The organism is Anaerolineales bacterium (assembly GCA_037382465.1).
Classification (GTDB): Bacteria; Chloroflexota; Anaerolineae; order Anaerolineales; family E44-bin32; genus WVZH01.
In genome coordinates, this window is the sequence record JARRPX010000002.1 from 108,616 (window position 1) to 121,642 (window position 13,027).

7 protein-coding genes are annotated in these 13,027 nt (G+C 56.2%); all 7 read left to right on the forward strand.

Features of this window, described 5'->3' with window-relative positions; genetic code table 11:
* The 7 genes from P8Z34_00940 to P8Z34_00970 all read left to right on the forward strand — a co-directional run bounded on the left by P8Z34_00940 (nucleotide 1) and on the right by P8Z34_00970 (nucleotide 12,965).
* Nucleotides 1-5,139, forward strand: a complete 5,139-nt coding sequence (locus P8Z34_00940; GenBank protein ID MEJ2549228.1) for a tetratricopeptide repeat protein — start codon at nucleotides 1-3, stop codon at nucleotides 5,137-5,139.
* A 15-nt stretch (nucleotides 5,140-5,154) separates the two neighbouring features.
* A complete protein-coding gene (locus tag P8Z34_00945; GenBank protein MEJ2549229.1) occupies nucleotides 5,155-7,818 on the forward strand; it encodes a hypothetical protein in 2,664 nt (887 codons plus the stop codon).
* Nucleotides 7,819-7,873: 55 nt separating this feature from the next.
* Nucleotides 7,874-10,003: a cell division protein FtsZ gene (ftsZ, locus tag P8Z34_00950; protein MEJ2549230.1), complete on the forward strand. Its 2,130-nt coding sequence runs from the start codon at nucleotides 7,874-7,876 to the stop codon at nucleotides 10,001-10,003.
* 9 nt (nucleotides 10,004-10,012) lie between these two features.
* Entirely contained in the window at nucleotides 10,013-10,243 is a 231-nt protein-coding gene (locus P8Z34_00955) for a hypothetical protein (protein MEJ2549231.1), read from the forward strand.
* A 1-nt stretch (nucleotide 10,244) separates the two neighbouring features.
* Nucleotides 10,245-10,448 carry a hypothetical protein gene (locus P8Z34_00960; GenBank protein ID MEJ2549232.1) on the forward strand — a complete coding sequence of 68 codons (204 nt, stop codon included), beginning with the start codon at nucleotides 10,245-10,247 and terminating at the stop codon, nucleotides 10,446-10,448.
* Between the two features lie 87 nt (nucleotides 10,449-10,535).
* Nucleotides 10,536-11,270 carry a hypothetical protein gene (locus tag P8Z34_00965; protein MEJ2549233.1) on the forward strand — a complete coding sequence of 245 codons (735 nt, stop codon included), beginning with the start codon at nucleotides 10,536-10,538 and terminating at the stop codon, nucleotides 11,268-11,270.
* Between the two features lie 180 nt (nucleotides 11,271-11,450).
* Nucleotides 11,451-12,965, forward strand: a complete 1,515-nt coding sequence (locus P8Z34_00970; GenBank protein ID MEJ2549234.1) for a transporter substrate-binding domain-containing protein — start codon at nucleotides 11,451-11,453, stop codon at nucleotides 12,963-12,965.
* Nucleotides 12,966-13,027 lie beyond the last annotated feature (62 nt).

Consider the following 13,027-nt stretch of genomic DNA (forward strand, 5'->3'; position numbering starts at 1 on the left):
ATGGACTCCCCACTTTCAGATTCAGCAGTTCTCGATGCGCTGCGTACGATTCTCAGCCCCCAGGAGTTGTCTCTAAGCCTGGCGCACCTGCTCCGTGTGCCTGCAGCCTGGAGTAAACTGCATGATCCTGCGTTTATCGAGCGCGTCATCCATTCAAATGCATCCAAGCCAATCACACCTTCCACACTGATCCACTCCATTTTCGATGATGCCAAGCTTGAAAGCGCGGAATCACCGCTGCCGGAAACGTTGGAATTTCGGCTACAGAATTCGATGCAAACGATCCTGCACGGATCGGAAATCGAAACGGATTTCGAATCGATCGCATTACTGGCGGTTGGCATTGCCCGCCAATGCAATGCCGGAGACGACGCCTCTGAAATTGCGAACGCAGCTCGTCGCCAACCCCAACTATGGAAATCACCACTGTGCTGCGCCTGGACGTGGATCCATGATCCACAAAAATTACTCCACCTTCTACTCGATGGGCTGACGCCCGAGGGCGTTGCGCTCGCAGCAAACATGTTCCTGGCGAACATGACCGCGAATGAGGCTGCCGGGAAAATCATCGAGATGCTCCCGAACACGTGGAAGCCATTTACGCTTCTGCTTCGAGAACTCGATGAAGCCGGACTCGTGAATGCAATCGTGCATTCGACGTCGAAAGATGATACCCGACGCGCAGCTTCGGCGGAATCTGACCCCGAAGTCTTGTTGACGGATGCAATTCGCGACCTCACGTTGGGAGAGTACGGTGACGCAAGAGAACGTCTCGATCTCGCCTGGAAGGCAACCGCGAAAACCGCAGCCTCGATCGCCGATCATATCGCTGAAACGGCGTATCTCGAGGGAGATGGTGTTCTGGAGATCGAAGCTCGGAAACAAGCACTTCGCTCGTGCCCCTCGCCCAGGCGACGTGCCGATCTCGCTTTGACGTATGTCGATCAAGATAGGCCCGATGAGGTTCTGTCCATCATCGATCAGGACCCACAGAGCATCGAGGAACAAATCGCTCTTGGGAACGCCCTCGTTCGGCTAAGCGATACAGATCACGCGATTGCGCATCTACGTCCTGCGGCAATACGCGTTCCCACAGCGTTCCACCTCAGTGGTCGCTGGCTGAAAGCATTGTCGCAAGGATTGCAGGACTGCGGAGATTTCGATAGTTCCCTGCAGATTGCAAGAGCGTACGTGAATCGTTCACCGTATGAGTACACACCGAGAGCGGAGTATATCGGCAAGTTGAGCTCGCTGGGGGATCATACGGCCGCTGCCGAACAAGCCGCGCTGCTGTTGGCAATCCACCCCCAAGCCAATGAAGCGCGTCAGCTTCTGGCTATAAACTTACAAGAAAGCGGCGCTGCGCATGCGAGTCTGACTCACTGGAAAGAGCTTGCGAGCGATGATCCCAGTTATCTGTGGGACGTAGCGGAATGCGCACTACAAGCGAACGAAGCTACCATCGCGGAAGAGACAGCAATCAACCTGCTGAAAAACGATCCCGACTCCGTGCGCGCCAACATCGTTCTTGGGAGAGCACATTCTGCACTGGGCCGTTTCGAATCCGCCCTCAAGCATATCCAACGTGCGGTAGAGATACATCCCGATAATCCACGGGCATGGATCGCACTTGCAGAAACGAAAGAAGCAGCCGGCGATTCGGACGCAGCCGCTGAGGTGCTTTCGAAATCCATCGGGCATCTGCCCGAAGAGGCATCGCTTTATGCTGCGCAGGCAGCATTCAATAGCCGCCAGGGACTGCTGGACCAGAGCAGAGATTCCATTGTAAAGGCAGTCGAATTGGATCCCGACAACGTCGAATGGCTGCTGCGATATGGTGCGGTCCTTGATCACTCCGGCCAAGATGATGCGGCATTGTCGACGCTCAAAGAAGCGCATTCGAAAGAACCTTACAACTGGCGAGTCCGCACGGCGCTCGGCAAGGTGCATGAACACCGTAATGAGCATCATCTCGCTGCCGAGCTCCTCAGCCATCTTCCAGCTGACGCCCCAGCCGAGGCACACTATCTTGCCGGACGCGTCATAGCCAAGTCCGGAGAACATTCGGACATGCAATTTGCTTCGAAGGCCGTGGAACATCTGCAAATCGCACGTGATGCCGGGATCGCCGATCCGAACCTGGAATATTGGATGGCGCGTGCACAGGAGTACGCCGGCGAAAACGAGCTAGCGTTCCAAAACTATCAATCGAGTTTGAAATCAATTAATGAAACGGATCGGGATATTAGCATAAAAGCGCTGATGGGGACCGCAAGAACCGCACTCGCCACCGGACGGCTCCCAATCGCCTTGACGACGCTGGAAACCGCACAAGAGAAATTCCCCGCGTCGACCGACGTTCTCACCCAGTTGTCGCGCGCTTACCTATCCGGCGGAATGCCTGAACAATCCTTGCATGTCGCTCAGCAGGCAGTCGAAATCGAGCCCGGAAACGCCGATGCGCTGAACGCGCTGCGAGATTCCGCCGTCGCCATGAAAGAATGGAATCATGCAATGCAGGCGACACAACGTCTACTTGAAGATAATCCGGGCAATCAACTCAGCTGGTTGGATCTTGCACGATATGCGCATAACGCGGAACGACACATATTAGCCAGGGATTCCTTGAGTCAGGCGCTTGCGATCGATCGGCGGAACCCGAAGTCGTTGTTGGCAGCGGCAAAATTGCTGATCGAATTCGACGAACCCGCCTACGCCCTGGTCAATCTGAGACAGGCCCTGGCACGGTCTTCAGAAGAGGCTGATTTCTACGCAGAATTGGCGGAGACGAGTCAGACGCTGGGTGATATCGAGATTGAACAGAAAGCCTGGATGCGTCTTCTGGAGTTCGAGCCGGACAACCTGGCCGCTCTCACCCAGGGTGCTCGAGCTCTGTGGAACCTGGATCGTCACGCTTCGGCAATCGGTCTCTGGCAGCGAGCAATCCAGATCGATGGAGACAACGCCGGGCTGAACTTGCATTTGGGTCGTGCGTATTTCACCGCCGGTGAGACACAGAGAGGTCTGGACCATGTATTGAGAGCCTACAAGCTCGCACCTGGTTCTGCAGATCTTGCGAAAGAAGCCGGTAACTCACTGCTGCGTTTTGGATCTCCGCTGGATGCCTTGGAAGTGCTGCAGCGCGCGGTCCAACTTTCTCCGAACGACATCGATTGTCTCATGGATCTGGGAAAGTGCTATTTGCAGCTGGGCCGCTTTGATGAAGCCGAACACACGCTTTCGAAAGCTCGGGAGTTTTCTACCTACCCACTCCGTGCCGATGCGCTGCTCTCACAGATTGCCCTGACGAACGGCGATCTCATGCGAGCGGAGAAGCTTCTCCAAGACACCTTACAAGCATCTCCCCGCACGACGGAAGACACGTTCTGCATCGCGGAAACTGCAATGCGTCTTGGACACTGGGATGATGCGGTAAACGTTATCGAAGAAACACTTTCCAAAGACGGAGATGTGGAAACGCTTCTGGCATCAGCAAAGCTGCGTTTGCGAATCGCGGACACATATTGGCTATACGCAACCCTTGGAGCCGCTCAGGCCCACGCTCCAATACCGCAATGTGCATCGCCGTCCGCCGAAAACGAGATCAATTCGCTCATCGAAAGAATTTATCAAGCCGGCGCCGCGAAGCGTACCGTCGATCGGCTCAAGCGCTGGTCTTCGTTAACTTTCGACTCGATCTCGATCGAGGATATCGACTCCGATCTTGATATGGAGATCTCTCCTGGATGGAGCTGCATGGTCCACGCATTGGCGATCTTTCTTTTCAAAACCGGAAACCCGGAGAGAGCAATCGAGGTCATCGAGTCCGACCCGGACAACATCGACCCAGACGCCTGGGGAGCGATCTTGCTTGGCTTGTGCCACACAAGCCTGGGTGACACCACACAGGCAATCCAGGCCTACAACATCGCCTCTCGCAACATGGTCGTTCAGCCGCTGGTCAGTTTCCTTGCCAGCGACACCCTCTGGCAGGCTGGCGAAATCGAGGATTCGCTTTCGAGTCTAAACCTCGCCTTGTCGGCGTGGCCGAACGAAGTCACGTGGCACACGATCGCTGCATCGCGATATCAGGATCAGAATCGCTTCGACGCCGCTGTGGCGCATCTGCAGCAGGCTGCAGAACTCGATCCCGATGATCCGGAAAACTTACATGCTTTGGCCCACGCGCTAAAAAATTCGGGGCAGCTCAGCGAAGCCCTGGTCTATTACGAGCAGCTGATCGAGAGAGCGCCGGAACGAAAATCGGCCTGGAAAGAAGCCGCCGAAGTCGCCATGGCCAACGGAAAAGCGGAAATCGCCCAGACCTGGTTTGAACGTGCCTCTACGCTGTACCCCTCCGATCCTGCTTGTTTGATTGGGGCCGCGCGTGCTGCAATGTCGCAGGGAAAGACGGATCAAGCCATGTCCCACATCGACTCTGCAGCTCGCATGGCGCCGAAAAACATGGAAGTCCTGGTGGGGATGGGCGAAATTCTCGCCAGCCAGGGGAAATACGAGAAAGCCCTCAGAGCATACGATCAGGCGATTAAAAGCTCGGAAGGGCAGCTTGACATTCGCGTTGGCCGCTGCAAGCTCCTGCTTCAAATCGGCCGGCCGCAGCATGCGATTGCAGAACTGCACACCCTGCTCGAAGCGCATCCACGGGACGAAAAATTGCATTCGACACTAGCGGAAGCTTACGAACGCGCTGGAGATCTCGAGAACGCCATCGAAGCTGCGACGCAGGCTACGCTGCTCTCCCCGCGGGATGCAGCATATCGCTACCAGGTCGGCCGACTGTGCCGTCTGGCCGGGCAGTTGGATCGCGCGCTGGATGAATTACTGCAAGCGCAATCCACTACACCGGATCAAGCCTCGATCTCGCGCGAGCTGGGCCAGGTGCACGAACAACGCCGGGAAATCGCCCAAGCACTCGATGCTTACCGGCGCGCTCTTGAACTCGATCCACGGGACGATTTATCCCACTATCGCGCCGGGCTGATATTGAAACAACAAAAGGCGTATCCCCAAGCTGCGCGCCTACTCGAACGCGCCATCGAACTCAATCCGAAAGATACGGAAATAATCCAGCAGCTAGCCGCTGTTCGAGCGCTGGAATTGGTGCACGGCGGCATATAAACGGACGGTGAAACGATGATCGATCGCCTCGAACTCATACGGCTTATCGAAGCAGCTCGGATCGCAGGTAGATTGGATTTTGCACGTTCCATAGCATTGGACTGGCTCGAAACTTGGACCGGTGACATGGAAGTTCAACTCAAGCTTGCCCGAATCGAGATTGACCAGACCCGGGTTACACAAGCCATTGAACGCTTGACCAAGTTGACGTTATCCGATCCGGAAAACTCTGCCGCATTTCAGACGCTCGCCGCTGCGCATAAGGAGAACGGCAATCCTTTGGCTTCCAGCGTGAGTCAATCGTGTGCGGATTTGCTGCAGGGGAAAATACTCGATCCCGAACACAGTCCATCCTGGGCCGTTCAATTGGCTCAGTGCCTCGATGCCATTCAGGAAGGCGATACTGAGTTGGCAATCCGCAAATCCCAGGAAGCACTCGCCGCTGATCCCGAGACGCCGCTTCCTATATTGGTTGCGATTCAAGCCCATCAAAATGCCGGCGCGGAGCAAATCGCACTTGCACTTGCACGAATGGGTCACGATCGCTGGCCACAGTGCATCGCCTTCCGCATCTTTCTCGCGAAGGATATGCTCGCGCGCGGCGACGTGAGCCGCGGGGTGGCGTATCTTCACCAGGCGGCCGTGGACGACCCGCTGGGAATTGTCACAATGAAAATCCTGGGCGAGGCACACCCCTATCGGACGTTGTGGCCGGAAAGAATGACGCTTAAACTCGCCAGCCCGGTGCCTGCAGAAGTGAGTGCGGTCCTGGGGGCCAATAAATTGGCGGGCGCTGCCCCTCAATCGCTGTCCTCCGAACCGTCTGCTTCTCCCGAGACTTCCTTGAAGTCCGAAGCGGAGAATATTCAGGAAAGCGTCGAGGCCGGCGCATCCACACAGGCATCCTCCGATGCGATCGACGTGCACCCCATCGAACCTCTGCCCGGAGAAGGCTTTCAAGGACCCAACAGCGGCGACGGTCTCCTCGCAGACGATTTGACGGACGCAAGCTCATTTCCCGAGGTCGAAGCGGATTTCTCCCGCATCGCGGAGCGCCTGAATGCCCGGCGTCAGGCTGCGGACGAGGATCGCCGCTTCCCTGCGTACATCATCCTGTCGAGTCGAACGCGCCTGATTCAAGTTTTCGGCGAGGAAAAATTCAAAGAGATCGATCTGGCAATCGTGACTTTGACCGAAACCATCCGCAAGAGACCCGGGTGGACCGCCTATCATGTGTACATCGACGATCCGTCTTCGTTTGAAAACTTCAAAATGCAGCCTGCAGATCCGGCGAACGCCTGGCAAATAAAGCTGCGACTTGCCGATCTCGATCAAGCCTTGAAACTGCGCGGCGAAATGATCGGCGCGCTGCTGCTCGTCGGCGGTGATCGCATCCTGCCCTTCCATCGATTGCCCAATCCCGTCGACGATGACGACGATTATGTATTTTCCGACAACCCCTACGCAACGACGGACGAAAATTACTTTGCTCCGCAGTGGGCGGTCGGCCGCCTGCCGTCGGGCGACTCGGCCGATTTGATCATCCACCAGCTTGAAAAGATGATCGTCGATCACCGCATTGCAGTTCAGAGCGTTGGATTAATGACGCGCATCCGAATATGGCTCTACCTGCGCCTGGAACGTTTTCTGCGGCGTAAGCCGCGTTCTTTGGGATATACCGCCAGCATCTGGCGCAAAGCCTCCTTGGCGGTTTACAAATCGATTGGCGAACCCAGATCGCTGCTGACTTCCCCTCCGGCACAAGCAGCCCAGATCGCACCGATCGTGACGCATCCCTTCCATTATTCCTACTTCAACCTTCATGGTCTGGAAGACGCACCGGAATGGTTCGGCCAACGCGATCCCATGATGGACAGCGGATCGGGTCCGGACTTCCCCATCGCCTTCCGTCCTGAAGACGTCGTCAACAGCGGACGAGCACCCAAAGTCATATATACCGAGGCTTGCTACGGAGCGAACATCGAGGGCAAGTCCATCGATTCGGCGCTGTGCCTGAAGTTCCTCGATTCAGGAACGCGGACTTTCGTCGGCTCGACGAAAGTCTCCTATGGATCTGTCACCACACCGCTGATCGCAGCCGATCTCCTCGGGCATCTCCTCTGGGGCCAGGTCAACCAAAGGATCCCTGCGGGCGAGGCGCTGCGAAGGGCGAAACTCCTGTTGGCCGCCGAAATGCATCGACGCCAGGGGTATCTCGACGGCGAAGATCAAAAGACGCTGATCTCTTTCGTTCTCTTCGGCGATCCACTCTATAACCCGGCCGTCCAACTTGCACGCCCCGGACAAAAATTAGTCGTACGCAGAAAGTCCCGGCCGAAGGAGATGAAGACCGTGTGTGCGCTTGGGGTCGAAGATCTCGCCGACGTCGATGATCCTGCGGAAATCGAGCGCGTGAAAAGCATCGTTGCCAAATATCTACCGGGAATGGTGGACGCGCACTGCCGCATCCATCCACAACCCATGTACGGATGTGAGAGCACTCAACATCAATGCCCCTCGAATCAACTCGGGATCAAACGACTCGTTGCAGGTGAACAGACCACACACGTGTATACGTTCGCCAAGCACGTCGTGGACGGTTCCCGGCGCCACGCACATTTCGCCCGCCTCACACTTGATTCAAGCGGTCAGGTGCTCAAGTTTTCGGTCTCTCGATGAAACCGGTCAGGCATAGAACTTGCATGATACGCAACCACGGAGGAACACAAACACGATGAGCACCGCCATCCCGCGTCTTGGTTATGTGTACCGCAACGATGATCTGCACTATACGCAAGACGACCTGCGCACCTGGTTGCCGGTACTTATATCGCTCAACACGCGCTGGCTGACGTTGTACGCATCCAGCGAACGCACCGTTCCCGAACATTTTCTAGGCGGCATAATCGAGGCGGGCATCGAACCTGTGATCCTGATACGCGCCAAATTGGGAGAGACGAATCCCCATGCGTTACATCCTTTGCTGCGAAGCTACGCCCGCTGGGGAGTCCACTACGTCGTCGTATACGACCGCCCCAACTTACGCGGGAATTGGAACACTGCGGAATGGAACCGGCGCGGGATCGTCGAACGCTTCCTCGATCGGACCATTCCGCTGTTGGAGTATCAACAATCGCTGGGGTTGAAACCGGTATTCGCTCCGCTCGAACCTGGCGGGGATTACTGGGACACAGCATTCCTTCGAAGTGCATTCGAATCGCTTGTACGCCGCGGAAAATCCGACTTGCTCGAAAGTTTGCATCTGGGTGTTTACGCCTGGACCTACGATAAGCCGCTCGGTTGGGGTGCGGGAGGCCCCTCTCAGTGGCCCGAAGCGCGTCCGTATCACACCCCTTCCAATTGCCAGGATCAAATCGGTTTCCGCACTTTCGAATGGTACGCGGAATTAACCGCCCAGAGTATCGGCCGGGTTCCGCCAATGCTCGTTATCGCAGGAGGTGCCGTTCCCGACCTCGCGGTAGAGACAGATCACACCACGGCCCAGATCGAACAGAACGTGAGTATTCTGCGCGCGTTGAACGGAACGGACATTCCGGAGTACGTGCTGAATTTTGCCTTTTACTGTCTCTCTGCGGATTCGGAGCGACCAGGCAGCAATGCTGGTTGGTTCACCGAAGAAACGCAGCCAAAGCCCATCGTAGAGGCGATCCAAAAAGTCCTATCCTCCGGGGAGAAGAAACCCGCGGGCCTCACTCCGAAATCGTTGGATCATTACGTCCTGCTGCCCAATGACGTGGAACTGAACTCTGCCTTCGCAGAATTATCCGGCTTTATTCAACAACACAAACCCGTGCTCGGGTTCTCTAAAATTGAGGCTCGTATGGCCCACAAAGTCACCCTCGTCGGTGGGGAAAGCGAGTTTCCCCGGGCATTCGAACGGGATCTGGCCGACGACGGTTGTCTGGTCGACCGGATCACCACCGCTCCCGATCGCATCCAGTTGGGGCCGCGCGTCACACGAGGCCTGGGCGCCGGCGGTGATCCACGTATCGGCGCTTCTGCTGCGATGGAAAGCAGCCAGGAAATCGCCAAGGCACTCAAGGGCGCCGACATGGTGTTCATCACCGCAGGCATGGGAGGCGGCACGGGAACAGGCGCAGCGCCCGTTGCAGCGGAAATCGCCAAAGAAAACGGAGCTGTCGTCGTCTCGGTCGTGACCCTGCCGTTTGCGTTCGAGATGAAACGGCGGGCCCAGAACGCACTCGAAGGGGTTCGAAAACTGCAGCCCCATTCACACACGTTGATCACCGTTCCCAATGACCGCCTGCTCCAGATCGCTCCCAAAGATCTCAGCCTGGAAGTGGCTTTCCGCCTGGCCGATGATGTCTTGCGGCAAGGCGTTCAAGGGATAGCCGAATTGATAATGCGTCCGGGATTGATGAACGTCGACTTCGCCCACGTACGGCAGCTAATCCTCAACGGTGGTGGTGCGCTGATGGCCATCGGTTTGAGTGAAGGGCCGAACAAAGCCAAGGAAGCGACGCATCAAGCGATGACCCATCCGCTTTTGGAAATCGATAGCATCTCCCAGGCCACTGGCGTTTTGGTCCATTACACCGGCGGATCGGATTTGACTCTTCACGAAGTCGGCGACGCGGTCGAGGACTTGCGCCAGATGCTGCCTCCGGACTGCGATCTGATACTTGGCGCATCGACCGACGATATGATGTCTGGACGGGCGCAGGTGATCCTCATCGTCACCGGCATCGGCGGCCGTCCTGTGCGCGTCCTGGGAACGGAACAATCGTTTGCCATGGAAGACATTCCCGCAGAGCAAAGTGTTCTCGTCCAAGACAACCTCGATCTCCCGGCTTTTCTACGCCGCAGAGCATCGATCGGATGAGGTCGCAAGATGGAAAAATCGACGATTTCGAAGCTGACCAAGCAAGTTATCCGAAAATTTCCCGAAATGGAGGGCGTGCGTCCAAGTTTGAAGCGAAAGGGCGGCTATGAGAACGGCGCGCAATACGAATTGACTTTCAAAAGCAGCGCCCAATTACCCGGTGGAAGAACGATGCGGCGCGTCGTTCGGGTAATTGCAGACGAAAATGGTCGCATCCTGCGCATGAGCACGTCAAAATAACATGACTGAAATCTATCGTTCTACTTTACTGCACTTACGTCTGGCATTCTGGCGAGTGATCGCGAGTGTTTTAGGCTGGATCATCCGCTGCAAGTCGGGGGAATGCGACCCTTTCGCAATAGCCTCCTACCTCGTTGCGGGGTTCGGCTCCTACTTCGCCGGTAAAGCCTTCGCCGGCATGATCTTGCGCGCCTTGTTATCCTGAAATCCGGCGCGTCGGATTGCCGCATTTCCGCAGCACGAGTAAAATCTGGACGCGTGACGGTCGCCAGACGTCATATTTGAGTCCATGATGAAGAGAGAAACTTCCCGCATCCCGCTGCTTTCAATCGCCATCTTTTGCTTCCTTGTGGGAGCTTTGAGTGTTCTCATCAATCTATCCAATCAAGATAATACTGCAGAAAAAACTGCCGCTCCTCCCACCGAATCCGATGCAAGTCGGAAGACGGCGCTGATTCTCGGGGTGGATCGCCTAAATCAATCCGATCCGCAATTGCTTTCCGTATGGATTGCCACTTTTCATTTTCCCGATAAAGAAATCGTCCTTTATGGATTTCCGACCGATCTACAATCATCCGCATCCCCGATCCCACTTGCGAATTCATTCGGCTGGAGTCCCGATAACGGAGTTGATGGGAACTTCCTCGCTGCCGTCCAAAAATCCACCGGCGTCGAACCCGATGTAGTCCTCATCTTGGATGAAGTCGGCTATGCATCATTGATCGACTACCTCGAGGGCATCACGCTGACCGGGAATTACATGGATGGTCCGACCGTGATCAGTGCCCTGCGCGTTTTTTACGACGACCCGCTCATCTCCCTGGAAGCACAATCGAAGGTCCTGCGCGCCCTTGCGGAACGTGTCGAGATCCTGGGCGGGTCCCCGAATCTTACCCCGCTGTTTAATCTGATCCCGGAACATGCTTACACCTCCGAATCTCCGTCGGTCGTCGCAGTTACCTTTGGTTTGCTGCTGCCGCTGCGTTCCGACGCGATACACATCCAGGAATGGCAAGGATCTGATTAGGCGATCATTTCATACTTGATTTTCTTGGCGAGTCCGTCTATCCTTTATATCGTTATACTGAGTTACATCCGACATGATTCCCATACATCAAATTTCTATGTGGTAATAAGGAAGTGAAGGAAATCGAATACGCCGTTCGATTTCGCCGTGGTCTAACTCTCTCATGAGGAGGAGAAGAAGATGAAACGACTTACCCTATTGAGTTTGATCCTGATCGGCAGTCTACTTCTCGGAGCCTGCAAAACAGTGGGGGAAGAGGCGGGTCCATCGGAGCAAGAACCCGCAGAAGCTGACTTAAACGATCTCGGTGGAGCCGAGATCCGCGTTGGCGTGGAAAACGCCTACCCGCCCTTTAACTACATCGATGAAGCTACCAATGAGCCGGGCGGCTGGGATTACGATGCAGTACGGGCCATCTGCGATTTGATCAACTGCACGCCGGTGTTCGTCGAAGCGGCCTGGGAAGGCATCTTCGAAGCCACCGCCGCCGGCGAGTACGACGTCGTCGCAGACGGCGTCACGATCACCGCCGAGCGCGATGAAGTCGTGGATTTCTCCATACCCTACATGGTCATCGCCCAATACATCGTCGTTCGCGCCGATGAGACCGAAATCGTCAACGAAGCCAGCCTGATCGCCAGCGACGTCATCGTCGGTACGCAGATCGGCACCACCAACGAAGCCAAAGCCATCGAGATGGTCGGCGAGGACCGCGTCCAGAGTTACGACACCTTCGACCTGCCCATCCAGGCGCTCATTTCCGGCGACGTCGGTGCAGTGATCATGGACGAAGAAGCGGCCAAAGGTTTTGTGGAGCAAAACCCGGATAAGATTATGCTGCTTTCGGAGCCGATCACCGGCGCCGAAGAACTCGGTTTCGTCTTCCCGCCGGGAAGCGATCTTGTCGGACCTTTCGACTACGCCATTACAGAACTTGAAGCGAACGGAACACTCGATACGCTATACAATAAATATTGGGGCCAGCAAGAAGAAAAAATGCCCGGCTATGATCTCGGTGGAGCCGAGATCCGCGTCGGCGTGGAAAACGCCTACCCGCCCTTCAACTACATCGATGAGGACACCAACGAGGCAGGCGGCTGGGATTACGATGCGGTTAAAGCCATCTGCGAAATGATCAACTGTACGCCGGTGTTCGTCGAAGCAGCCTGGGAAGGCATTTTCGAAGCCACCGCCGCCGGCGAGTACGACGTCGTCGCAGACGGCGTCACGATCACCGCCGAGCGCGATCAAGTCGTGGATTTCTCCATACCCTACATGGTCATCGCACAGTACATCGTCGTTCGCTCCGACGAGAGCGTGATCGTCGACGAAGCCAGCTTGATCGCCAGCGACGTCATCGTCGGCACGCAGATCGGCACCACGAACGAAGCCAAGGCCATCGAATTGGTCGGCGAGGACCGCGTCCAGAGTTACGATACCTTCGACCTGCCCATCCAGGCGCTCATTTCCGGTGACGTCGGTGCGGTCATCATGGACGAGGAAGCGGCCAAGGGATTTGTCGATCAGAATCCGGACAAGATCATGCTCCTTCCGAATCCGGTAACCGGCGCCGAGGAACTCGGTTTCGTCTTCCCGCCGGGAAGCGGACTTGTAGAGCCCTTCAACTACGCCATCGCAGAACTCGACGCGAACGGCATGCTGGACACCCTTTACGACAGATACTGGGGTGAATAAGAACAACGAGCTGTACAATGGGGCCGCGGGCAAACCGCGGCCCCTTTTTTCTAACATGCTGG

Excerpts from the sequence above, each read along its gene's own strand:
- P8Z34_00940 (MEJ2549228.1), top strand. The coding sequence starts at position 1 with ATGGACTCCCCACTTTCAGATTCAGCAGTTCTCGATGCGCTGCGTACG.
- P8Z34_00965 (MEJ2549233.1), top strand. The coding sequence starts at position 10,536 with ATGAAGAGAGAAACTTCCCGCATCCCGCTGCTTTCAATCGCCATCTTT.
- P8Z34_00955 (MEJ2549231.1), top strand. The coding sequence starts at position 10,013 with ATGGAAAAATCGACGATTTCGAAGCTGACCAAGCAAGTTATCCGAAAA.
- ftsZ (MEJ2549230.1), top strand. The coding sequence starts at position 7,874 with ATGAGCACCGCCATCCCGCGTCTTGGTTATGTGTACCGCAACGATGAT.
- P8Z34_00960 (MEJ2549232.1), top strand. The coding sequence starts at position 10,245 with ATGACTGAAATCTATCGTTCTACTTTACTGCACTTACGTCTGGCATTC.
- P8Z34_00945 (MEJ2549229.1), top strand. The coding sequence starts at position 5,155 with ATGATCGATCGCCTCGAACTCATACGGCTTATCGAAGCAGCTCGGATC.
- P8Z34_00970 (MEJ2549234.1), top strand. The coding sequence starts at position 11,451 with ATGAAACGACTTACCCTATTGAGTTTGATCCTGATCGGCAGTCTACTT.